We start from the raw sequence: 21,884 nt of genomic DNA on the forward strand, positions 1-21,884 counted from the left end.
GCGACCGCCTACGGTCGGGCCGGACCCCAGAGTTCCTCAGCTCGTGAGGACGACGAGTTGCTGGGTCGCTCGGGTCATCGCGACGTAGCGGTCGACCGCTCCTTCTATGCCCTCGCCGAACCGCTCGGGGTCGACGAGGACGACCAGATCGAACTCGAGCCCCTTCACCGTCTCCGGGGTCAGCGAACGGACGCGGGACGTCGCCCGGAACGTCGGATCGCCGATGACGCAGGCGATCCCCTCGCCCTCGGCATGCTCGGCGAGCCAGGCGTCGAGGCCCGAGTGCAGCTCCGACACGGATCCGTAGATCACTGGGATGCCGCTCGAACGGATCGACGTCGGCACGTTGGCGTCCGGCAGCACGGCCCGGATCACCGGCTCGGCCTCCGCCATCACCTCGGAAGGCGTCCGGTAGTTGATGCTCAGCGAGGCGAGGCGCACCTGAGAGAGCCCCACCCGCTCCAGCCGCTCCTCCCACGACTCCGTGAACCCGTGCCGCGCCTGCGCCCGGTCCCCCACGATCGTGAAGCTCCGCGACGGGCAGCGGAGCAGCAGCATCTGCCACTCCGCGTCCGTCAGCTCCTGGGCCTCGTCCACCACGATGTGCGCGAACGGGCCGGCGAGCAGGTCCGGGTCCGCGGTCGGCAGCGCGGCCTCGTCGACCAGGGCGTCCCGCAGATCCTGATGGCGCAGGGTCGTCATCAGCAGCAGCTCGGAGTCGTCGGTCGCGATCAGTTCGTCGATCACGCTCGACATGCGCTCGCGCTCGGCGGCGGCGACGGCCTCCTGCCGACGACGGCGCCGGGACGTCTCCGGGTCGCCCACCCGCTGCCGCGCCGCGTCCAGCAGCGGCAGGTCCGACACCGTCCACGCGAAAGGGTCGGACCGCTGCAGCGTCCGCACGTCATCAGGGCTCAGCCACGGCGCGCACCTGCGCAGGTACGCGGGCACCGACCACAAATCACCCACGAGATCAGTCGCCTCGAGCAGCGGCCACGCCCGGTTGAAGGCGGCCACCAGCTCCCGGTTCTGCGCCAGCGACCTCCGCAGCTGCTCGGGCGAGACGTCGTCGTCCTCCTCTTTGTCGACGAGGATCGTGAGCAGCTGCTCCCACACCTGGTCGCGCGCCTCGTTGTGCGGGGTGCCGGGCTCCGCCGCCTCGAACGCCTCGGCCCAGTCGTCGGCGGTGAGCCGCAGATCGGACCACGGCGTCTCCACCGTCATCCCGCGAGACGGCGGCTCCTCGTAGAACCGCACCGCCGCCTCGATCGCCGTCACCAGGTCCGCCGACGACTTCAGCCGTGCGACGAACGGGTCGGTCTCGACCGCCGCGCCGGCACCCTCGGGCACGAGGTCCCGCAGGGTGACGGTCTGCACGCCCTCCTCGCCGAGGCTGGGCAGGACGTCGGCGACGTAGGCCAGGTACGGCTGGTGCGGACCGACGAACAGCACGCCGCCCCGGTGGTGACCGATGCGCGAGTCGGCGTAGAGCAGGTACGCGGTGCGGTGCAGCGCCACGACGGTCTTCCCCGTCCCGGGACCGCCGTCGACGACGAGCGGGCCGCCGGACCCCGCGCGGATGATCGCGTCCTGATCGCCCGCGATGGTGCCGAGCACGTCCCGCATCCGGGGCGACCTGCTGGTGCCGAGGCTCGCGATGAACGCGGACTGGTCGTCGAGCGCGGCGGCATGGCCGGAGAAGCCCTCCGCGGTGAACACCTCGTCCCAGTAGTCGGTGATCCGGCCCCGGGTCCAGCGGTACCGGCGGCGGCCGGCCAGGCCCATCGGGTTCGCGTGGGTCGCACCGAAGAACGGCTCGGCCAGGGGCGAGCGCCAGTCCACGAGCAGCCGGCGACCCGAGCTGTCGGTGAGCCCGAGCCGGCCGACGTACACGGGCTCGGCGCCGTCCGCCGGGTCCATGCGCCCCAGGCACAGGTCCAGGCCGAAGCGGCGCAGGGTCCGCAGCCGCGCGGTCAGCCGGTGGATCTCCAGGTCCCGGTCGAGCGCCTCCTGGCCGATGCCGCCGGGCGCGCGGCGCTCGGCGTCGAGGCGATCGGACAGCTCGGCGATGGTCTGCTCGAGGCTCTCCGCGATGGCCGCGAAGTGCCGCTCGTCGTCGGCGATCAGCGCCGGATCGGCCTTGGCGGAGAGGTTGTCGGGAAGGAGGAACGCGCTGGTGCTGAGGGAATTCACGTCGTCCGCTCTGATCTGAAGTGCGACATTGCCGGATCGGACGGCGATTCTGCGACCCGACCGGGGTCTTGCCGCAAGTCCCACCACGCGCTATACGTTGAAGTGGGAAGGGAGACAGCTCCCTTCCCACTTCTGTGTCCGCCCTCAGCCGCGGACGACGACCCGCGCCGGCGGCGGCTCCGCGGAGAGCAGCGCGACCAGGTCCGCGCGGCGGTCCCGGACCGCGGCCTGGTTGACGTAGCCCTTGTCGGTGATCTCGCCGGCGTCCAGCTGGGGCGGCTCGGTCAGGACCAGCAGCCGCTCGACGCACTGCGAGGAGCCGCCGCCCTCCGCGGCCAGGCGCTGCAGCGCCGCCACGAGGTCGGCGCGCAGGGACTCGTCCGGGACGCCGTCGGCGCCGACGCGGCCGGAAAAGTCGGGGTGCAGCCACACCATCGCGGTCACGCAGTCGCCGTCCTGGCCGCAGATCACCGCGTCGGTGAGCAACCCCTGCGAGGCCGAGAGCAGCTTCGGGCGCAGCGTCCCGACACTGACGAACGTGCCGGTGGCCAGCTTGAAGTCCTCGGCGATGCGGCCGCGGAACAGCAGCCCGGCCGCCGGGTCGTCGGGGTCGACGAGGGTGACGGCGTCGCCGGTGCGGAAGAAGCCGTCCTCGTCGAACGCCGCCTCGGTCAGGTCGGGACGGCGGTGGTAGCCCGGGGTCACGTTCGCGCCCCGGACGCGGACCTCGGTCTTGTCCCCCACCGGGACCAGCACCAGCTCCACCCCGGGCAGCGGCACCCCGAGGACGTCGCTGCGGGTGATCGCGAAGTGTGCGGCCGTCGCGGCCGGTGCGGTCTCGGTCAGCCCCCAGGCGGTGGTCATCTGCATGCGCGCGCCGGAGCCGGCGGCGAGCTTCTCGATCCGGTCCCACAACTGCTGGGGCAGCGCCGCGCCGGCGAAGAAGCCGATCCGCAGCCGGTCGAAGAACGCTCCCGCGGCCGCCGGATCGCGCTCGAGGTGCGGCACCAGCGTCGCCCAGCCGGCCGGCACGTTGAAGTAGACGGTCGGCGAGACGTCGGCGAGGTTGCGGACCGTCCGGCCGATCAACGCGGGGGCGGGGCGGCCGTCGTCGATCCACAACGAACCGCCGTGGGTGAGCACCATGCCGAGGCAGAAGTTGCCGCCGAAGGTGTGGCTCCAGGGCAGCCAGTCCAGCAGCACCGGCGGCTCCTCGGCGACGAACGGCCAGGCCTGCAGCATCTGCTGCTGGTTGGCGGACAGCATCCCGTGCGTGGTCAGCACGCCCTTCGGGGCCGCGGTCGAGCCGGAGGTGAACAGGATCTTCGCGACGTCCTCCCGGCGCAGCGCGGCACACCGGCGGTCCACCTCGGCGCTCGGAGCGGATCCGAACCCGGCGAGCGGCACGGCCCCGGGGACGTCGCCGTCCCGGCTGAGCACCACCCGGTCGCCGCGCACCGCCTCGACGGCTCTGGCGAAGGACGCGTCCTCGGCCACCACCAGGCCGGGCTCGACCAGCTCCGCCATCGCCCGCAGCTTGGCGTGGTCGGCGCTCTGCAGCGAGTAGGCGACGCTGGTCGGGACGACCGGCGCCCCGACGGTCATGGCGGCCAGGGTGACGGCCAGGTGCAGCCGGCTGTTGCCCGAGAGCACCAGCACCGGACGGTCGGCAAGGCCGCGGTCGAGCAGCCCCTGCGCCAGCCGGTCGGCCTGCTCCCGGACCTCGCCCCACGTCGAGCGGGCCCACTCGCCGTCCGCACCCCGCTCGGCGACCAGCAGCCGGTCGGGATGCGCCTCGCTGTGCGCGCGGAAGGAGTGGACGACGCCAACCGGGTGCTCGCCCAGCGGCTCCGTCGAGCGCAGCAGCAACCGTCCGTCGGGGCGGGACTCGGCCTCGATGCGCGGCGGCGCGAACGTCGGGGTGGACATCGGCCGGTCACCTCCTGGCTGAGGGGCACCAGTGTCGCCCTCCGCGCATCCGCTGACCAGGCCGATCACGCCGAGCGCAATTGCCCTTGGACCCTGTCCGTTGAGGGACGTCCGGGTGTCGGATTGGGCCCCGCCGTGCCCCCCGGTCCGGCGTCAGCCGCATTCGAGCAGCGTGCGCCCTCCGACTTCCCCTGGCGGTGAGCAGCATGTCCGTTCCGGGCTCGTGGCCGGGTCTGCTGGGACGTCGGAGCGAGTGCGACGCCCTGAGCGGCCTGGTCGCCGCGGCGAAGGCCGGCCGCAGCCAGGTGCTGGTGCTGCGCGGCGAGGCCGGGATCGGCAAGACCGCCCTGCTGGAGTTCCTCCTCGAGCGCGCGGCGGGATGCCGCGTGGCCCGCGCGTCGGGCGTCGAGTCGGAGATGGAGCTCGTGTTCGCGGGGCTGCACCAGCTGTGCAGCCCCTACCTGGACCGGCTGACCGAGCTCCCCTCCCCGCAGCAGGATGCGCTCGGCACGGCGTTCGGGCTCCGCCCGGGCACCGCACCGGACCGCTTCCTCGTGGGCCTGGCGGTGCTCACCCTGCTCTCCGAGGTGGCCGAGGAACGACCGCTGATCTGCGTCGTGGACGACGCCCAGTGGCTGGACTCCGCGTCGGCGCAGACGCTGGAGTTCGTCGCCCGGCGGCTCGCGGCCGAACCCGTGGCCATGGTCTTCGCCGCGCGCGACTCCGACGCGCAGGCCGTGCTCCCCGGGCTCCCGGAGCTGACGGTACGCGGGCTGAGGAGCGCCGACGCGGCGGTCCTCCTGGAGGGGGCGGTGACGGGCACGCTCGATGCCCGCGTCCGCGACCGCATCGTCGCCGAGAGCCACGGCAACCCGCTGGCCCTCCTCGAGCTCCCCCGCGGCCTCTCCGCGGCCGAGCTGGCCTTCGGCGCCGACAGCGACGACGCCGTCCCCACTCTGGTCCACCGCCTCGAGCAGGGCTTCCTGCGCCAGGTGCAGCCCCTCCCCCAGCCGGCCCGCCGGCTGCTGCTCACCGCCGCGGCCGAGCCGGTCGGTGACGTCCCGCTGCTGTGGCGCGCCGCCGAGCGCCTCGGCATCGGGCCCGACGCCGCGGCCGCGGCCGAGGCGGCCGGCCTGATCGAGCTGCGCGACCGCGTCCGGTTCCGCCACCCGCTCGTCCGCTCGACCGTCTACCACTCGGCTCCCCGCGCGGAGCGGCGGGCGATCCACGCGGCGCTCGCCGACGTCACCGACGCCGAGGCCGACCCCGACCGCCGCGCCTGGCACCGCGCCCACGCCGCCGTGGGTCCGGACGAGGAGGTCGCCGCCGAACTCGAGCAGTCGGCCGGCCGGGCGCTCGCGCACGGCGGCGTCGCCGCGGCGGCCGCCTTCCGCGAGCGGTCGGCCGCGCTCACCCCCGACCCGGCTCGCCGGGCCCGCCGTGCGCTCGACGCCGCCCAGGGCAAGGTGACCGCCGGCGCGTTCGACGACGCCGCGGCCCTCCTGGCGACGGCGGGGGTCGGACCGCTCGGCGAGCCGGAACGGGCACGGATCGAACTGCTGCAGGCCCAGCTGTCCTTCGCCGCGAACCGTGGCAACGAGGCGCTCCCCCTGCTGCTCGCCGCCGCCCGGAGGCTGGAACCGATCGACGCGGAACTCGCCCGCGACACCTACCTCGACGCGCTCGCCGCCGCCCTGTTCGCCGGTCGGCTGGCGGCCGGCCCCGGCGCCCGCCAGGTGGCCGAGGCCGTGCGGACGGCGCCCCCACCGCGCACCCCGCGCAAGCGCGACGCGCTGCTGGAGGGGCTCGCGGTCCTCTTCACCGACGGGTACGCACCCGCGGTCCCGGCCTCGCGCCGAGCGGTCGAGGCGTTCGCCGGCGAGGACCTCACCATGGACGAGGCGCTGCGCTTCTCGTGGCTGGCGGCGGCCACGGCCGCAGACCTGTGGGACGACGCCGACTGGGACGTGCTCACCCGCCGGCACCTGGACCTCGCCCGCGAGGCCGGCGCCCTCAGCGCCCTCCCGCTGGCGCTGAACACCCGCACCGTGCTGCACCTGTTCACCGGCGACCTGACCGCGGCGGCGTCCCTCGTCCAGGAGACCCGGTCGATCACCGAGATCACCAGGAGCACCCTCGCCCCCTACGGGGAGATCGGTCTGCTCGCCGTCCGGGGCCGGCCCGAGCAGGCCGAGCCGTTGATCCGCAGCTGCCTGGACGACGTCGTCGCCCGCGGTGAGGGTGTCGGGGTCAACATGGCCCAGTGGGCCTGCGCCGTCCTGAGCAACGGGCTCGGCCGCTACCGGGAGGCCCTGCACGCCGCGCAGGAGGCGACCGCGGACCCGCTCGAGCTCGGTCCGCCGAAGTGGGCGCTCGCCGAGCTCGTGGAGGCCGGGGTGCGCAGCGGCGAGACGGCGGCCGCGCGGGCCGGACTGGAGCAGCTCGCCGCGCTGGCGCACGCCAGCGGCACCGACTGGGCACTGGGTGTGGCCGCGAGCCGACGGGCGCTGCTGCACGACGGGACGACGGCGGACGCGCTGCACCGTGAGGCGGTCGAGCGCCTCGGCCGCACGAGGGTCCGGGTGGAGCTCGCCCGCGCGCAGCTCCTCTACGGCGAGTGGCTGCGGCGGGAGGGACGCCGCGTCGAGGCTCGCGCGCAGCTGCGGACCGCCCACGAGGCGCTGACCGCGATGGGCCTCGAGGCGTTCGCCGAGCGGGCGCGCCACGAGCTGCTGGCCACCGGGGAGACGGTGCGCAAGCGGACGGTGGAGACCTCGGGCCAGCTCACCGCCCAAGAGGCGCACATCGCCCGGCTCGCCGCGCAGGGGCTCACCAACCCGGAGATCGGCGCCGCGCTGTACGTCAGCCCCCGCACCGTCGAATGGCACCTCCGCAAGACCTTCACCAAGCTCGGCGTGAGCACCCGACGGGAGCTGCGGCGGTCCCTGCCCGAGCTGGACCGGGCCGCCGCCGCCACCTAGCCGCTCACCTCGGGGCGCTCACCTCGGGGCGGGGACCGCCCCCGACCGCCGGTCCCAGCCGTGGAACAGCGAGTGGTCGCCGGCGGTCCAGGCGTCGCGGAGCCCTGGGGTGCTCAGGTCCCAGTCCGGGCGGATCTCCGCGGTCGCCGTCCGCAGGTCGTGCCACAGGTCGTCGAGCGACGGCCGGCCCCAGAACCAGTAGCCGTTGTAGATCGTGTGGATCACGAGTCCGGGCTTGAGCACGAGCGTGTGCGGGATCATCGGGTCGTGCCGGGGGTCGGTGTACTCCTGGATGTCGAGGTCCCGCTGGACGATCCGCCCCGGGTCGGAGAAGAACGTCCAGTGCGCGCCGACCGACGCGCGGAACTCCTGGAGCTCGTGGCGGTCGTCGGTCGTGATCGTGGCGATCCGGGTGTAGGCCACCCGGAGCTTCGACTGGAACGCCGCCAGCTCCAGATGCTGCTGGTGCTCCTTCGGGCAGTAGTGGCCGCGGGCCAGCGTGAGGACCATCGGGTCGCGGCCCTGGATCTCGCTCAGCGTGCGGACGGTCCCGGTGTGGTCGGGCAGTGCGTAGTCGGGGAAGACGCCGCCGGGAACGATGTCGGAACGCATGGCGCCACTGCCTCTCGTGCGGTGCCGCGGACCGGCGGACGCCTGCTCTCCGCCGATCCCCCGGGTCGACTGTTCCCCGACCGAGTGCCCATCGCCCCAGGGACAGTGCCTGGTGGGTCCCTGGCCGCCCTCCCGCGCCCGCCGCAGAGCCGGGGAGCCGGGCAGCAGACCAGGGAATCTCCCTGGGTCGAGACGGCCGCGGCCCGCGCGAGGGTGGCGGGGAGCAGACGGGAGAAGCCGGCCATGGACGTCGAGACCCTGACGGAGCTGCTGCGCGAGGCCGAGGAGCACCACGGGCAGTACGAACCGACCGCGCCACCGCACCAGTGGTCGGCCTTCTACGCCGCCTACATCGTCGCCCGGGAGCAGGGCCGCACCCCCGAGCAGGCCGACGCCGATGCCAGACAGCACATGGCGGCGGTCCTGCGGTGACCGGCGGCGCGCCCGAGCCCGTCGCGGTCGTGCGGAGCCGCATCGAGGCGGACCTGATCGTGGGGTTGCTACGCAGCCATGGGCTCAGAGCCGCCGCGGTCACCGACGACGCCGGGGGCCAGGAGCCGCAGCTGCAACAGGACGGGGTGCGCGTCCTCGTCCCCGCCTCGGAGGCAGCCGAGGCCCGCCTGCTCCTCGCCGACGCCGACGACGCAGGAGAACCGCACCCACGCGGAGAACGGAGATCGTCATGACCAGCACCCTGGAAGCCGGAGTCGAGATCCGCCCCTTCCACGTCGACGTCCCCGATGAAGCTCTGGAGGACCTTCGTCGTCGCATCGCGGCCACCAACTGGCCCGAGAAGGAGACGGTCTCCGATCACTCGCAGGGCGTGCCGCTCGCGATGATGCAGAAGCTCGCGACCTACTGGGGCACCGAGTACGACTGGCGCCGGTGCGAGGCCCGCCTCAACGCCCTGCCGCAGTTCGTGACGGAGATCGACGGGCTGGACATCCACTTCCTGCATGTGCGGTCCCCGCACGATGACGCGCTGCCGCTCGTGGTCAATCACGGCTGGCCCGGCTCGATCATCGAGCAGCTGAAGATCATCGACCGGCTGACCGACCCCACCGCGCACGGCGGGACGGCCGGGGATGCCTTCCACGTCGTCGTCCCCTCCATGCCCGGGTACGGGTTCTCGGGGAAGCCGACGGGCACCGGGTGGGGCCCCGAACGCATGGGCCGGGCGTGGGCGGAGCTGATGCGGCGGCTCGGCTACCGCCGCTACGTCGCCCAGGGCGGGGACTGGGGTGCCTTCGTGGTCGACCAGATGGGCCTGCAGGCGCCGGAGGGGCTGCTCGCCATCCACACCAACATGCCGGCCGTCGTCCCGGCCGACATCGACCAGGCCCTCCAGGCGGGCAGCCCACCCCCACCCGGGCTCTCCGCGGAGGAACGGCGCGCCTGCGAGCAGCTGGTCAGGACCTACGGGCAGGTCGAGTACGCCAAGTACATGGCGGCGCGCCCGCAGACCCTGTACGGCATCGCGGATTCCCCCGTCGGCCTGGCCGCGTGGCTCCTCGACCACAACGACGCCGACGGCCAGCCGGCCGTGGCGGTCACGGCCGCCCTGGACCGGCCCTCGAGCGCCACGGGCGAGCTGACCCGCGACGAGGTCCTCGACAACATCACGCTCTACTGGCTGACGAACACCGGGGTCTCCGCGTCCCGCCTCTACTGGGAGTACCGGGGCGGGTTCTTCAACGCCAAGGGCGTGACCATCCCGGTGGCCACGACCGTCTTCCCGAGTGAGCAGTACCAGGCGCCGCGCAGCTGGGCAGAGCGCGCCTACCCGAACCTCATCTACTTCCACGAGGTCGACCGGGGTGGGCACTTCGCGGCGTGGGAGCAGCCGCAGCTGTTCGCCGAGGAGCTGCGCGCAGCCTTCCGCTCGCTGCGCTGACCCCACTCCGCTCACGCCGCCCGCTGACCACCAGGCACGGCAGCGGGCGGCGACGCGCGTCCGCGACGACCGGAAAGAGGCTCAGGTGGACGAGGCAACGACACGGGCCCTGATCCGGGCGCACTTCGACCACTCGAACATCGCCGCCGCCGGCGGCGCACCGCAGGACCAGATCGTCCGCGCGTCGGAGATCTACGCCGACGACGCCGTCGTCGAGTGGCCGCAGGGCGGCGAGCGCGTCCGCGGCAAGGCGAACATCATCGGGTTCCGGTCCACCTATCCGGCCCGCCAGCAGTTCGAGCTGCACCGGACCACCGGCTGCCACGACCTCTGGGTCAACGAGTACACGATCCGCTACGACGACCGACCGGTGATGGCCGTCGGGATCATGGAGTTCCGCGACGACAAGGTCGTCCGCGAGCGGATCTACTTCGGTGATCCATGGGAGCCGCCGGCCTGGCGCGCCCAGTGGGTCGAGCACGTCGACCCGTACGAGCCCGATCCGCCGGCCCCCGCGGCACCGCCTGCCGGGAAGAGCTCCTAGTCGCGCCGCGCACGCCACGGCAAGCGGCGTAGTTCCTCAGCCAGCGCCCGGGCTCCGGACTCCCCGTAGCGACGCGCCCACAAGGTGAGCCATTCATCATCATCCAGGAAGAACTTCCAGTCGCCGATGAATCCATGCCGCACGAACAGAAACGGCACGGGCGACTGGAATGGCCGGAAGCTCGAGTTGTATATCGCAGTCGCCGTATTGCCTTCGTAGTACGGCCCGAACAGGATTCCGTCTTCCGCATACGACGGAACTGCGAGTTGCCGGAGGACGTCGTCGAAGACGCCCTGGGCACGATCGGCCGGCAGGTCGCTGAAGACGACGACGATGACGTCGTAGATGGCGTCGTCGCCGTCCGTCGGTCGGGTGTCCAGCAACAGTCTCTTGTACCCGGTCATGAGCTCGACGATTTCCCGCATGTCCCGGCCGGCGATCTGCTCGGGAGCGAGCCAGAGGGTCTTGCGCTCCAACGACCCGGGCACGAAGGGACAGACGGTCCCAGCCCGGCCGAGGTCCTGGTGAGGCCTGACCACGAAGGTCGTGATCCAGTCAGCGACGGCGCGAAGCGCATGCAGATCGCTGTCCGCGAGCCGGCTCGTCCTGCCCGCGTCCTGGAGATCCTCGAGGAGGAAGAGATCAGTGGTCTGGGTCGGCATCGAGCTCCTCCTGGAGTGAGCGCGCGGTGCTGCTCCTCGTCGGGGGCGAGGCCTGCACCGGTGGGGAGTTGCTGACCGGCGGCTCCGGGGACAGGTCCCGGGAGCCGCCGGGGTCGTGATCAGCGGCGACGGGCGCCTACGTCGTCCGCAACGGCCGGAACGCCGCCCGGACCTCGGTCGCGAAGAGCTCCGGCTCCTCCCAGGCGGCGAAGTGGCCGCCACGGTCCACCTCGTTGAAGTAGCTGAGGGTGGCGTACGACTTCTCGGCCCAGCTGCGCGGGGTCCGCCAGATCTCGCCGGGGAACGTGGTGAAGCCGACCGGGACGGTGACCGGCGGAGGAGTCCGACCGGCAGCGGCCGCGGCCGCGGGGGCGTCGGCTCCGTAGCTCTCCCAGTAGGACCGGGCCGCCGAGGCGCCGGTGCCGGTGAGCCAGTACAGCGTGATGTTGTCGAGGATCTGGTCCCGGGTGAGATTGCCCGTGGGCCGCCCGTCGACGAAAGCGCCGGCGATCTTGTAGTAGGAGTCGGTGTCGTGGTCGATCATCCAGGCGGCGAGGGCGACGGGTGAGTCCAGCAGCGCGTAGCCGATCGTCTGCGGCCGGGTGGCCTGCTCCTGGAAGTAGGCGAAGCCGGTCGTCGTGAACGTGGTGATCGCCGCGCGGGCCGCGCGTTCCTGCTCGGTCTCCGCCGGCAGGACACCGCCCAGCGCCGCGACGAGCAGGTTGAGGTGGATGCCGAGCAGGCCCTCCGGTGCCTGGCGGCCCATCGCGTCGGTGACGCCGGCGCCCACGTCGCCGCCCTGCGCGACGTAGCGGTCGTAACCGAGGCGGCGCATCAGCTCCGCCCACGCCCGCCCGACACGGGCGACGTCCCAGCCGAGCTCGGTGGGCTCGGCGGAGAAGCCGTAGCCGGGCAGGGACGGCAGGACGAGGTGGAAGGCGTCCTCGGCGCGGCCGCCGTGCGCGGTCGGATCGGTGAGCGGGCCGACGGAGTCGAGCAGCTCGACGACCGAGCCGGGCCAGCCGTGCGTCATGACCAGCGGCAGCGCGTCCTCGTGGCGCGACCGCACGTGGATGAAGTGGATGTCCACCCCGTCGATCTCCGTCATGAACTGCGGCAGGGCGTTCAGCCGTGCCTCGCAGCGCCGCCAGTCGTGGTCGGTGGCCCAGTACCGGGCGAGCTCCTGGATCGTCGCCAGCTGCACGCCCTGCGACCGGTCGTCGACCAGCTCCTTGGTCGGCAGGCGCGTCACGCCGATCCGGCGGCGCAGCTCGACGAGCTCCTCCTCCGGGACGTGCACCTCGAACGGGCGGATCCCGGTCCGGCCGGTCTCCGGGGCGGTGCGCGGGGCGGGGACGGCGCCGGCGGTGGTGGATGCGGTGGGCTGGGTGGGCACGGACATCGGGCGCCTCCAGGGCGGTCTGGCCGGATGGGTCGGGAGTTGCCGGGGCTCAGCCGAACGTGAACGCGTGGGCCCGGGCACCGGGCTCGAGGAACGTGATCTCCAGCGTGCGTTCGCGGACCCCGTCGTGCTGGCGCACGAGCTGGTACATGCGGCCGTGCCGCAGCACGCCGTTGCCCTGCTCGTCGACGTCCACGCCGTGCGACGCGCCCGGTGGCTCGCCGTCGAGGAGGACGCGGAAGGGGATCGGCTCTCCTCCGGCGGAGGACAGCACGAGATGCGCGTCACGGGCGTCGAAGCGGAAGACGATGCTGCCGCCCGCCTGGTCGAGGACGACGTCCTCCGGCTCGATCGTCCACTCCCCGGCGAGGGCCCAGTGGTTGCGGCGGAGCCGCTCGGGGAGCTGGTAGGGGCGGCCGCCCGGGGAGTCGAAGCGCTCTCCGCGCTCGGACCCGAGGTAGGTCTCCGCTGTCCGCAGGTTGTCCCAGTCGGCCGCCGCCTCCGGGCCCTGGCCCTCGACGGGGACGAGCGGGCGGTCGATCCCGAGCAGCTGCTGGAGCAGGCGTTCCGATTCCTCGTAGCGACCCTCGCCGAAGTGGGAGTCGCGGATCAGGCCCTCCCGGTCGACGAAGTAGAGCGCCGGCCAGTAGTGGTTGTCGAAGGCGCTCCAGACCCCGTACTCGTTGTCGACGGCGACCGGGTAGTCGATCCCCCGCTCCTCCACCGCCTCGCGCACGAGGTCGACGTCGTGCTCGAACGCGAACTCCGGGGTGTGGACCCCGATGACGACCAGCCCGTCGGCGCGGTAGGCCCGCGACCAGGCACGCACGTAGGGCTCCTGGCGCAGCCAGTTGATGCAGGTCAGCGTCCAGAAGTCCACCAGGACGACGCTGCCGCGCAGCCCGGCGGGATCGAGCGGCTCCGAGTTGAGCCACGCGGTCGCCGCGTCGAACGAGGGCATGTGCACACGCCGGAACAGGGTGGTCATGAGCGCACCTTCTCGGACGACGGGGTGGCGGTTGCCGGGACGAACGCTCGTCCTCCCGGCTGGGGGTCGCACCCGTCGAACACCCTGGCCCTCCCTGGACCCGGGCCCCGCCCGCGGCCCGTGCGCCGGGTCAGCGACCGGACACGGCGGCGGCCTCCGGGGGCAGACCGGGTGCGCGTCGGCCGCCGGGCGTCTCGCCGCGGGCGACGGCCGCCGGCGCCGCCTCGCGGGGGATCCCGGCGGCGGCGTACGCCTCGTCCTCGCCCAGCGTCTCGCGTTCCAGCAGCGTGTGGGCCAGCCGGTCGAGCCGCTCGCGGTTGCCGCGCAGGGTCTCGACCGCCTGGGCGTAGCACTCGTCGACGAGGCGCCGGACCTCCGCGTCGACGAGTTCCTTGGTCGCCGGCGCGACGCCGTCGATGCCGAACGGCTGCTCCTCGCCGGGCGGCGGCAGCACCGACACCGGCCCGACCGCCGGGGACATCCCCCACCGGCCGACCATCTGGCGCGCGAGCCGCGTGGCCTGGTCCAGGTCGCTCTCGGCACCGGTCGTGACGTCGCCGTAGACGATGTCCTCGGCGGCGCGGCCGCCGAGCGCTCCGGTGATGCGGCCGCGCAGGTACTTCTCCGAGTAGCCGTACCGGTCCATCTGCGGGGTCTGCAGGGTCACGCCCAGCGCCTGGCCGCGCGGGATGATCGTCACGCGCCGCACGGGGTCCGCCCCGGGCGTCAGCATGCCGAGCAGCGCGTGCCCGGACTCGTGGTAGGCGGTGCTCAGCTTCTCCTCGGGCGAGAGCACGATGCCGCGGACGGTGCCGAGCAGCACCTTCTCCAGCGCCTCGCCGAGGTCGGTGCCGGTGACCCGGTCGTGGCCGTGCTGGGCGGCGGCCAGCGCGGCCTCGTTGACGAGGTTGGCGAGGTCGGCCCCGACCATGCCGGGTGTCGCGGCGGCCAGCGCGGCGAGGTCCACCTCGGGCGCGAGCGGGACCTTGCGGGTGTGCACCTCGAGGATCTTCCGCCGGCCCTCGAGGTCCGGCGGGCTGACGCTGACCCGGCGGTCGAAGCGTCCCGGCCGCAGCAGGGCCGGGTCCAGGACCTCCGCTCGGTTGGTGGCGGCCAGGACGACGACGCCCTCGTTGCCCTCGAAGCCGTCCATCTCGGTGAGGATCTGGTTGAGCGTCTGCTCGCGCTCGTCGACCCCGCCGGCGGAGAAGGTGCCGCCGCGCGCCCGGCCGATGGCGTCGAGCTCGTCGATGAAGATGATCGACGGCGCGACCTTCTTGGCCTGGTCGAACAGATCCCGCACCCGGCTGGCGCCGACGCCGACGATCGCCTCGATGAACTCGGACGCGGAGATCGAGAAGAACGGCACCTCGGCCTCCCCGGCCACGGCGCGGGCCAGCAGGGTCTTGCCGGTGCCGGGCGGGCCGGAGAGCAGCACGCCGTGCGGGATCCGCGCGCCCAGCCGGGTATAGCGCTGCGGGTCGCGGAGGAAGTCGACGATCTCCCGCACCTCGTGCTGCACCTCGTCGATGCCGGCGACGTCGGCGAACGTCGTCCGGGTCCCGGCATCCGGCTTGTAGAGGGTGGCCTTGGACTTCCCGAACCCGCCCAGGCCGGCGCCCAGTCCCCGCGCGCTGCGCCGCAGGAAGAGCACCAGCAGGCCGATGAACAGCAGGGTCGGGCCGAAGCCGACGAGCAGCTGCCGCCACAGCGGGGGCGGGGCGTCCGGGTTCTCGGCGTTGACGGTGACGCCCTTGTCCTCCAGCGTCGCGAGCAGGTCGTCGGTCGCGAACGACGGGCGCTGCGTGGTGAACAGGTCGACGTCCGCCGCGTCCCGCGCCCCCGGCGGGTAGTCCACCGCCTTCTTGAGCTCCCCCTGGATGGTGTCCGCCGTCGACGTGACGGTCTCCACGTTCCCGGCGTCGAGCTGTTCGGTGAAGAAGGTGTAGGACACGTCGGTCCGCTCCGGGGGCCCCATCAGGATCGACGCGACGATCCAGTTGATCGCCAGGGCGGCGATCAGGAACATCCAGAAGCCACCGCGCCGCGGCCGCTCGTCCGCCGCGCGCGGGGCGGTGCCGTCCCGCATCCCCTCGACCCGCCACGGTGCGGGACGGCCGGGCTCGTCGCCCGTCCGCCCCCGCAGCCGGTCCCAGAGACCGCGCTGCGGGTCTCCACCGGTGTCCGGTGTACGCCGGGGCTCGTCTCCGTCCACGGTCAGCACTCCTCGTCCGCGCAGGGAATCGGCGCCGGCCGGCACCGCCCCGGTCACGCTCCCGCCTCCTCCGGCTGTTTCGCCCCAGGGAGAGACCCTGGTACGTCGTCCGGCCGGCCTGATGACCGGCGGCTACGGGTGCAGCCGGGGGGTCTTCTCCGCCCAGGCCGCGACGGCCGCGGGTACCCGCCGCCACAGCGGGGCGGACCGCCTCTCGAGGCGGGTGAGCCGCTCCTCCAGCTCGCGCAGCCGCGGTTCGTCGGTGGTGGGCACCTGCGGCCGGGCCGCGGCGAGCTCGGCCAGCCCGTCGGACAAGCCGGTGATCAGCTGTGCGGCGTCCGCCGGGGCGAGGCGGACGGTGCCCACGCACACGTCGTCCCGCCAGACGCTGACGTTGAGCAGGCCGACGTCGGCGTGCGTCGACACGCGGACCGCCCGGCCCCCGCCGCGGGTGTCCCAGGCCCAGCGGCCGTGGGTGGGGAGTGCGATCACCGTCATGGAGCGAGGCTTCCGCCCGACGACCAGCGCGTCAACCGCATGCGGAACGGTGCCGGCCCGCTCAGCCGCGGCCCAGGGCGCGACGCACCGGCGGGGTGAGCAGCAGGACCAGCACCAGCAGGCTCAGCACCGTGCCGGGTACGAGGTACCAGAGCGTGGCGACGGCGAGCGCCAGCCCGAGCACCCACGCCCAGGAGGCGCCGAGGACGACGCCCAGCGCCAGTACGAGCCAGAGCAGACCCAGGACGGCGAAGGCGAGCTTCATCCCGGTCGACTCCGGGGGGATGCCGACGGCGGCGACCAGCCGGGCCCACGGGCCGAGCTCTCCCGCGTGCTCCCCCGAGCGGGGCGTGATGTAGCTGCCGACGACCAGCGCCCGCACGCCGTCGAGCAGCAGGTAGCCGCCCTGCAGGGCGCAGAGCAGCGCGGTCAGCCAGGTCAGGACCCGCACGCGCGGACGGTAGCGCCGGGACCCGCTGTCCCGGTGCGGACCGGGACGGGGCGACCCGGGCGGCCGGGACGCCGGGACCTGCAGGGTGGACGCCGTCCGATCCGAACGGAGGCCCCTCGATGTCCGCCTGGTCCACCACCGCCCACCTCTCGCCCGCCGCCCGCCGGCTCGGCATCGGCGCCGCCGCCCTGCTCGCCTGGAGCGGCGTCGGCGGCGCCGTCTCCGTCGGACTCGGCGCCAACACCTGGTCCGACGCCTGGTCGTCGACGGCGACCCTCGCCGCACCGTGGCCGATGATCGCCGTCCAGGGGAGCGCCGCCGTCCTCGCCCTGACCGGCCGCCGCCCGTGGGCCATCGCGGGCTCCGCCGTGTTGTTCCTCGCCGCCGGGCTGTCGGCGATGTCCGGCTTCTTCGACGGCCAGTTCGCCAAGGCGGGCCTGTCGCCGGTCCACGTCGGGCTGCAGACCGCCCTGATCTCGACCGCCGCCGTCGTCGCCGTCCTCGCCGGGCTCCGCCTGCGGGAACTCATCCGGCGAGGCTGAAGGCCTCCCCCGGCGCCAGCGACGCGGGCAGGCCGAGCCGCGCGAACAGGCCGTTCCCCTCGTCGAGGAAGCTGGTGATGCCGGCGACCTTGCCGTCGACGACGTCGAGCACGTGCACCGCCCACGGCACGTGCCCGCCCTCGGCCGCCGGCCGGTACTGCACGACCGCCGGCTGCCCGTTGGCCTCGATCGGGAACACCCGCGAGCCGCGGCAGCCGGCCCCCGGCCCGAGCATCCAGGTGGCGATGTCGGCCGAGCCGCGCATCCACATCTCGTACGGCGGCATGTGCTGGGTGGCGTCGTCGTGCAGCAGCCGGACGAACGCGTCGATGTCGTAGCGCTCGAACGCGTCGACGTAGCGCTCGAGCAGGTCGCGGGCGTCGGCGTCCAGCGGCCGCGGCTCGCCCCGCCCGCCGACCTCGGCCAACGTGGCCCGGGCCCGCTGCAGCGCGCTGTTGACCGAGGCCACCGTGGTGTCGAGCAGCTGGGCGACCTCGTCGGCCTTCCACCGCAGCACCTCGCGCAGCAGCAGGACCGCCCGCTGCCGCGGCGGCAGGTACTGCAGCGCCGAGACGAACGCCAGCCGGATCGACTCCTTGGCCACGGCCCGCTCCGCGGGGTCGCCGTCCTCCGGCAGGACGGCGCGGTCGAGGACCGGCTCGACCCAGGCCGTGCCCGGCCGGCGGGCGGCCAGCGAGGACTCCACCGGCTGCCACGGGTCGCCGGAGAGGTCCATCGGCAGCGCCCGGCGCTGGCGGCCCGACAGCTGGTCGAGGCAGACGTTGGTGGCGATCCGGTACAGCCAGGAGCGCAGCGCCGAGCGCCCCTCGAAGTCGGCCAGCCCCCGCCAGGCACGGACCATCGTCTCCTGCACCGCGTCCTCGGCGTCGAACGACGAGCCGAGCATCCGGTAGCAGTAGCCGGTCAGTTCCCGGCGGTGCTCCAGCAGCCGGGGGTCGAGCTGGTCGAGCGGGCCGATCGCCACGGTGGTCACCAGGACTCCTCTCGTCAGGGCGCCCAGCACACCACAGGGCTACGACAGTCCGGGAGTCCTCGCGGCCTCGCCGGCTATTGGTAGGTGACCAGGTCCGGCACCGGGTCGACCTGGTCGATCGTCTGCTCCGGCGTCAGCATCGGGGCGTCCTCGTCGTAGAAGTTCTTCCAGCCCCAGTAGAGCGGCCCCGTCGGCAGCGGGGCGGTGTGCAGCGCCTGCCACGTCGCCTGCTTGTCGCCCTGGCTGCCCTGGCCGTCCGCGTGGATCATCACGGCCAGCTCGTCCCGTGACAGGTCGATCCGCTCGCGGTCGGGCAGGCTGTCCAGCCGGAACTGGTGGAGGACGAGGAGCTTCTGCGGCAGGTTGCGCGCGCGGGTCAGGTCGGCCAGCCAGGTGATCACGCTGTTGACCTCGTCCACGCCGACCGAGCCGATCTGGGTCAGGTGCTGCTGCCCGGGCTCCAGCCGCCACTCCGGGTCCAGCGCCAGCCCCACGTTGGGCAGCTCGAGGAGCGGCTCGTAGGCCTGGGCCTGGGTGAGGAAGTCGGTGCGGCCGGGCTGCAGGTCGAGGAAGACGTAGATCCCGGCGTCCGACGCGGCCTCGACCCAGGGGCGCACGGTCTCCGGGTCCAGCTCGGTCGAGAAGTTGCCGTCGGGCCCGGCGGCCGAGGAGGCCACGGTCACGATGATCTCGAAGGCCGGGACGACGGGGCGGTCGACCAGGTCCTCGTACGGCGCGGCGTGGTCGCGGGCCCGCTGCACGCTCGCGTCGGCGTCCTGCTCGCCGAGGACGCCGAGGGCCCCGGACCCCGGCGAGCCGTAGAGGGCGACGAGCATCCGCCCGGGGAACAGCGTCTGCCCGCCGCCGGGCAGCTGCGTGCCCTCCCGCGCGGTCGCCAGCTTCCAGTCCAGGCCGCCCTCGTCGGCGAAGTCGGCGCCGAGCGCCACGACCTGCTCGGCGCTGTCGGCCAGCGCCTCGATCGCGTCCTCGGACGAGCGCGGGTCGGTGCCGCCGATCAGCTGCACGCGGGCGCCGGCGGCGCGGGCGGTGGCCACGCCGGCGAGCGCCTCGGGGCTGCCGCTGGCCAGGACGACGACGCCGTCCAGGGGCTCCGCACGGGCGACCTCGGGCAGCCGGCCGGGCTCCCCCTCGGGCGCCGGGTCGCCGCCGTCCGGGGACTGCAGCGCGGCCGGCCGCTCCGCGTCCAGCGCGGCGACGGCCTCGATCGCGCCGTCGTCGTCCACCGGCTCGCTGCCGGCGAAGCGCAGGCCGGTGGCCTCGGCGACCGCGTCGGGTGCCGCGGGGACGGCGATCGTCTCGGCGTCGCCCTCGCCGTCGGCCGCCCCGACCGCGAGGACGGCGCCCACCTCGAGCCGCTGCAGCTCGGCGGCCAGCGCGTCGTCGGCGGCGCCGTCCTCCGGCTCGAGCAGCAGCGGGACGCCGAGCCCGACGGCGGCCGAGGCGCCCAGCAGCGTCCCGGCCGGGTCGCCGTCCCGGGCGAGCACGGCGACATCGGAGGAGGCGAACAGGGCCCGGCTGGCGCCCACCGCGGCGGCCACCGGATCGGCGTCCGCGACCACGGTGAGCTCCTCGTCCGGCGCCCGGGTGGTCACCTCCGCGGCCTCCGGATCGGTCCGCTCGTCCTCGGTGAAGGAGGTGCAGCCCGCCACCAGCAGCAGGGCACCGCACACCGCCACTCCCGCCCGAACCCGCACGTGCTCCCCCATCCTCGGACGCGCGGCCGCACAGGGGACGCGTCGGCGCGCTTCGGCTGCCCGACCCTAACGGCTCGGGTGATCCTCCGGCCGGTCGCTGGACACCGGGAACGCCGCCCGAGGAGCATCGCGGCCGAGATGACCAGCGCACCGCAGTCGGGCCAGCCCGACCCCCGATCGGCCAGCCAGCGGGCTGGGTCGCCGTCCGCCCCGGCGGCAGGCTCGACGCCATGACCAGCGACACCGCCGTGCTCACCGCATCCCCCGCCCAGGCCTCCCCGGAACCTCGCCGCGGCCTCCTGGCGCAGCTCGGCGCCGACTCCGCCTACAACCTGCTGCGCTTCCCACTCGGCATCCTCGCCTTCGTGGCCATCGTGACCGGCCTGTCGGTCGGCGCCGGCCTGCTGGTGGTCTGGGTCGGCGTCGCCGTCCTCGCCGTCACGCTCCTGGTGGCCCGCGGCCTCGCCGGCGCCGAGCGGGCGATGATCCCCGCCGTCCTGGCGCACGACGTGCCGCGGCCGGCCTACCTGCGGCCCGAGGGCAGCCGCGTCCGCCGGTTGCTGACGCCGCTGCGCGACCCGCAGACGTGGCTGGACGCGCTGCACGCGGTCGTCGCCTTCCCGTTCGCGATCCTGGGCTTCGTCGTCACGGTGACGTTCTGGTCGGTGGCGCTCGGCGGGCTCACCTACGGCGCCTGGGACTGGGCGCTGCCGGACGCGAGCACCGACCCGGACAACAACGACCTGCTCGAGCTGCTCGGCTTCCAGAGCACGGCCGGCTCGCGGATCGCGCTCTACACGGCGCTCGGCGTCGTCTTCGCGCTGGTCCTGCCGTTCGTCATCCGCGCGACGGCGCTGCTGCAGGCGCAGCTCTCCCGCGCGCTGCTGACCTCGCGGGCCGCGACGCAGGCCGAGATCGGCCGGCTGGCCGGCGGCCGCGACGCGGCGGTGGCCGCCGAGGCGGAGCAGCTGCGCCGGCTGGAGCGCGACATCCACGACGGTCCGCAGCAGCGGCTGGTCCGGCTGCAGATGGACCTCGCCCGCGCGCAGCGGCAGATGGAGCGCGACCCGGAGGCCGCGCGGACGACGCTCGGGGACGCCGCCGGCCTGGCCCGGGAGACCCTCGAGGAGCTGCGCGCGCTGTCCCGCGGCATCGCGCCGCCGGTGCTGGCCGACCGCGGCCTGGCCGCCGCGCTGGCCGCGCTCGCCGCCCGCTCCCCCGTCCCGGTCGAGCTCGACGTCGAGGCCCTGCCCGCCGAGCGGCTGGCCCCGGTCACCGAGAACACCGCGTACTTCGTGGTGAGCGAGGCGCTGGCCAACATCGCCAAGCACAGCGGCGCGACCACCTGCCGCGTCTCGGTGGCCCGGTTCGGCGGGCTGCTGCGGGTCGAGGTCGAGGACGACGGCACCGGCGGCGCCGTCCTCGCGCCCGGGCACGGGCTGGCCGGCCTGGCCGACCGGCTGCGCGCGGTCGACGGCGCGCTCACCGTCGACAGCCCGCGCGGCGGGCCGACCCGGCTGATCGCGGAGCTCCCGTGCGGGTAGTGCTCGCCGAGGACTCGGTGCTCCTCCGCGAAGGCCTGGTGCGGCTGCTCGCCGAGGCCTCCGCGGAGGTCGTCGCGGCCGTGGCGGACGGCCCCTCGCTGGTGAAGGCGGTCGACGTGCACCGGCCGGACGTCGCGGTGGTCGACGTCCGGATGCCGCCGACGCACACCGACGAGGGGCTGCGGGCGGCCGTCGAGGCGCGGCGGACAGTGCCGGGCACCGCCGTCCTCGTGCTGTCGCAGTACGTGGAGGTCGCCTACGCCGACGAGCTGCTGGCCGACGGCGCCGGCGGCGTCGGCTACCTGCTCAAGGACCGCGTGGCCGACGTCGACACCTTCCTCTCCGCGCTGGAGGACGTCGTGGGCGGCGGGACGGTGCTCGATCCGCAGGTGGTCGCCCAGCTGTTCGCCCGCCGCCGGGCCGACGACCCGGTGCGCCGGCTGACCGCGCGCGAGCGGGAGGTGCTCGGCCTGATCGCCGAGGGGCACTCGAACACCGCGATCGCCCGTCTGCTCGTGGTCACGCCGGGCGCCGTGGAGAAGCACACCCAGCACATCTTCGCCAAGCTCGGCCTGGCCCCCGACGAGGACCAGCACCGCCGCGTGATGGCCACGCTCGCCTACCTGCGCAGCTGAGTCGCGCCACGATCAGCTGGGATCACCGTGGCGCGTCCTGGCTCAGCGCACACCATGAGCCAGGACGCCGTGGGATCAGCTCAGC

The 21,884-nt window shown here is 74.1% G+C and carries 19 protein-coding genes; 8 read left to right on the forward strand and 11 right to left on the reverse strand.

The features are described from left to right. Positions 1-36: 36 nt before the first annotated feature. Entirely contained in the window at positions 37-2,193 is a 2,157-nt protein-coding gene (gene helR / locus ACWIYF_RS20400) for an RNA polymerase recycling motor ATPase HelR (RefSeq protein WP_448624645.1), read from the reverse strand. A 144-nt stretch (positions 2,194-2,337) separates the two neighbouring features. Then, entirely contained in the window at positions 2,338-4,122 is a 1,785-nt protein-coding gene (locus tag ACWIYF_RS20405) for a feruloyl-CoA synthase (protein WP_448624646.1), read from the reverse strand. A gap of 206 nt (positions 4,123-4,328) precedes the next feature. Here ACWIYF_RS20405 and ACWIYF_RS20410 point away from each other — a divergent pair, with 206 nt between their 5' ends. Beyond that, entirely contained in the window at positions 4,329-7,103 is a 2,775-nt protein-coding gene (locus tag ACWIYF_RS20410) for an ATP-binding protein (RefSeq protein ID WP_448624647.1), read from the forward strand. 18 nt (positions 7,104-7,121) lie between these two features. On the opposite strand, the gene ACWIYF_RS20415 is transcribed toward ACWIYF_RS20410, so the two are convergent. Continuing rightward, the gene (locus tag ACWIYF_RS20415) at positions 7,122-7,715 is read right to left on the reverse strand and encodes a redoxin domain-containing protein (RefSeq protein WP_448624648.1); all 594 of its coding nucleotides are present in this window, start codon (positions 7,713-7,715) and stop codon (positions 7,122-7,124) included. Positions 7,716-7,958: 243 nt separating this feature from the next. Between ACWIYF_RS20415 and ACWIYF_RS20420 the strand changes: the two genes are divergently transcribed. The 4 genes from ACWIYF_RS20420 to ACWIYF_RS20435 all read left to right on the forward strand — a co-directional run bounded on the left by ACWIYF_RS20420 (position 7,959) and on the right by ACWIYF_RS20435 (position 10,153). Beyond that, positions 7,959-8,147, forward strand: a complete 189-nt coding sequence (locus ACWIYF_RS20420; RefSeq protein WP_448624649.1) for a hypothetical protein — start codon at positions 7,959-7,961, stop codon at positions 8,145-8,147. Then, on the forward strand, positions 8,144-8,401 hold the full coding sequence (locus ACWIYF_RS20425) for a hypothetical protein (RefSeq protein ID WP_448624650.1): 258 nt from the start codon (positions 8,144-8,146) through the stop codon (positions 8,399-8,401). Before ACWIYF_RS20420 ends, ACWIYF_RS20425 begins: the two co-directional genes overlap by 4 nt. Next, a complete protein-coding gene (locus ACWIYF_RS20430) occupies positions 8,398-9,609 on the forward strand; it encodes an epoxide hydrolase family protein (RefSeq protein WP_448624651.1) in 1,212 nt (403 codons plus the stop codon). Before ACWIYF_RS20425 ends, ACWIYF_RS20430 begins: the two co-directional genes overlap by 4 nt. Positions 9,610-9,694: 85 nt before the next feature. Further along, positions 9,695-10,153, forward strand: coding sequence for a nuclear transport factor 2 family protein (locus ACWIYF_RS20435; RefSeq protein ID WP_448624652.1), 459 nt, complete (start codon positions 9,695-9,697; stop codon positions 10,151-10,153). Here the strand turns inward: ACWIYF_RS20435 and ACWIYF_RS20440 are convergent. From ACWIYF_RS20440 to ACWIYF_RS20465, 6 genes are all read right to left on the reverse strand, one after another. Further along, the gene (locus tag ACWIYF_RS20440; protein WP_448624653.1) at positions 10,150-10,815 is read right to left on the reverse strand and encodes a DUF6875 domain-containing protein; all 666 of its coding nucleotides are present in this window, start codon (positions 10,813-10,815) and stop codon (positions 10,150-10,152) included. The two genes, ACWIYF_RS20435 and ACWIYF_RS20440, sit on opposite strands and share 4 nt — an antisense overlap. A gap of 136 nt (positions 10,816-10,951) precedes the next feature. Further along, complete coding sequence (locus ACWIYF_RS20445) at positions 10,952-12,217, reverse strand: epoxide hydrolase family protein (protein ID WP_448624654.1); 1,266 nt, start codon at positions 12,215-12,217, stop codon at positions 10,952-10,954. A gap of 49 nt (positions 12,218-12,266) precedes the next feature. Then, entirely contained in the window at positions 12,267-13,205 is a 939-nt protein-coding gene (locus ACWIYF_RS20450; protein WP_448624655.1) for a redoxin domain-containing protein, read from the reverse strand. Between the two features lie 130 nt (positions 13,206-13,335). Next, positions 13,336-15,477: an ATP-dependent zinc metalloprotease FtsH gene (gene ftsH, locus ACWIYF_RS20455; RefSeq protein WP_448624656.1), complete on the reverse strand. Its 2,142-nt coding sequence runs from the start codon at positions 15,475-15,477 to the stop codon at positions 13,336-13,338. Positions 15,478-15,552: 75 nt separating this feature from the next. Further along, positions 15,553-15,918 carry a hypothetical protein gene (locus ACWIYF_RS20460; RefSeq protein ID WP_448624657.1) on the reverse strand — a complete coding sequence of 122 codons (366 nt, stop codon included), beginning with the start codon at positions 15,916-15,918 and terminating at the stop codon, positions 15,553-15,555. A gap of 61 nt (positions 15,919-15,979) precedes the next feature. Next, positions 15,980-16,369: a hypothetical protein gene (locus ACWIYF_RS20465; protein ID WP_448624658.1), complete on the reverse strand. Its 390-nt coding sequence runs from the start codon at positions 16,367-16,369 to the stop codon at positions 15,980-15,982. A gap of 119 nt (positions 16,370-16,488) precedes the next feature. Between ACWIYF_RS20465 and ACWIYF_RS20470 the strand changes: the two genes are divergently transcribed. Beyond that, positions 16,489-16,911 (forward strand): hypothetical protein, encoded by a 423-nt coding sequence (locus ACWIYF_RS20470; protein ID WP_448624659.1) that lies wholly within the window; start codon positions 16,489-16,491, stop codon positions 16,909-16,911. Here ACWIYF_RS20470 and ACWIYF_RS20475 read toward each other — a convergent pair. Continuing rightward, positions 16,895-17,905, reverse strand: coding sequence for a sigma-70 family RNA polymerase sigma factor (locus ACWIYF_RS20475; RefSeq protein ID WP_448624660.1), 1,011 nt, complete (start codon positions 17,903-17,905; stop codon positions 16,895-16,897). The two genes, ACWIYF_RS20470 and ACWIYF_RS20475, sit on opposite strands and share 17 nt — an antisense overlap. A gap of 74 nt (positions 17,906-17,979) precedes the next feature. Further along, a complete protein-coding gene (locus ACWIYF_RS20480; protein ID WP_448624661.1) occupies positions 17,980-19,596 on the reverse strand; it encodes a hypothetical protein in 1,617 nt (538 codons plus the stop codon). A gap of 254 nt (positions 19,597-19,850) precedes the next feature. Between ACWIYF_RS20480 and ACWIYF_RS20485 the strand changes: the two genes are divergently transcribed. Then, positions 19,851-21,164 (forward strand): sensor histidine kinase, encoded by a 1,314-nt coding sequence (locus ACWIYF_RS20485; RefSeq protein ID WP_448624662.1) that lies wholly within the window; start codon positions 19,851-19,853, stop codon positions 21,162-21,164. Next, positions 21,155-21,799 carry a response regulator gene (locus tag ACWIYF_RS20490; RefSeq protein ID WP_448624663.1) on the forward strand — a complete coding sequence of 215 codons (645 nt, stop codon included), beginning with the start codon at positions 21,155-21,157 and terminating at the stop codon, positions 21,797-21,799. The genes ACWIYF_RS20485 and ACWIYF_RS20490 overlap by 10 nt, the downstream gene beginning before the upstream one ends. Positions 21,800-21,884: the final 85 nt, after the last annotated feature.

It is taken from the genome of Geodermatophilus sp. URMC 64 (assembly GCF_053502555.1).

Bases quoted from the DNA above. Each gene is read 5' to 3' on its own strand.
- ACWIYF_RS20460 (WP_448624657.1), bottom strand. From the start codon at position 15,918: ATGACGGTGATCGCACTCCCCACCCACGGCCGCTGGGCCTGGGACACC.
- ACWIYF_RS20485 (WP_448624662.1), top strand. From the start codon at position 19,851: ATGACCAGCGACACCGCCGTGCTCACCGCATCCCCCGCCCAGGCCTCC.
- ACWIYF_RS20420 (WP_448624649.1), top strand. From the start codon at position 7,959: ATGGACGTCGAGACCCTGACGGAGCTGCTGCGCGAGGCCGAGGAGCAC.
- ACWIYF_RS20405 (WP_448624646.1), bottom strand. From the start codon at position 4,122: ATGTCCACCCCGACGTTCGCGCCGCCGCGCATCGAGGCCGAGTCCCGC.
- ACWIYF_RS20415 (WP_448624648.1), bottom strand. From the start codon at position 7,715: ATGCGTTCCGACATCGTTCCCGGCGGCGTCTTCCCCGACTACGCACTG.
- ACWIYF_RS20410 (WP_448624647.1), top strand. From the start codon at position 4,329: ATGTCCGTTCCGGGCTCGTGGCCGGGTCTGCTGGGACGTCGGAGCGAG.
- ACWIYF_RS20440 (WP_448624653.1), bottom strand. From the start codon at position 10,815: ATGCCGACCCAGACCACTGATCTCTTCCTCCTCGAGGATCTCCAGGAC.
- ACWIYF_RS20450 (WP_448624655.1), bottom strand. From the start codon at position 13,205: ATGACCACCCTGTTCCGGCGTGTGCACATGCCCTCGTTCGACGCGGCG.
- ACWIYF_RS20430 (WP_448624651.1), top strand. From the start codon at position 8,398: ATGACCAGCACCCTGGAAGCCGGAGTCGAGATCCGCCCCTTCCACGTC.
- ACWIYF_RS20470 (WP_448624659.1), top strand. From the start codon at position 16,489: ATGTCCGCCTGGTCCACCACCGCCCACCTCTCGCCCGCCGCCCGCCGG.
- ACWIYF_RS20445 (WP_448624654.1), bottom strand. From the start codon at position 12,217: ATGTCCGTGCCCACCCAGCCCACCGCATCCACCACCGCCGGCGCCGTC.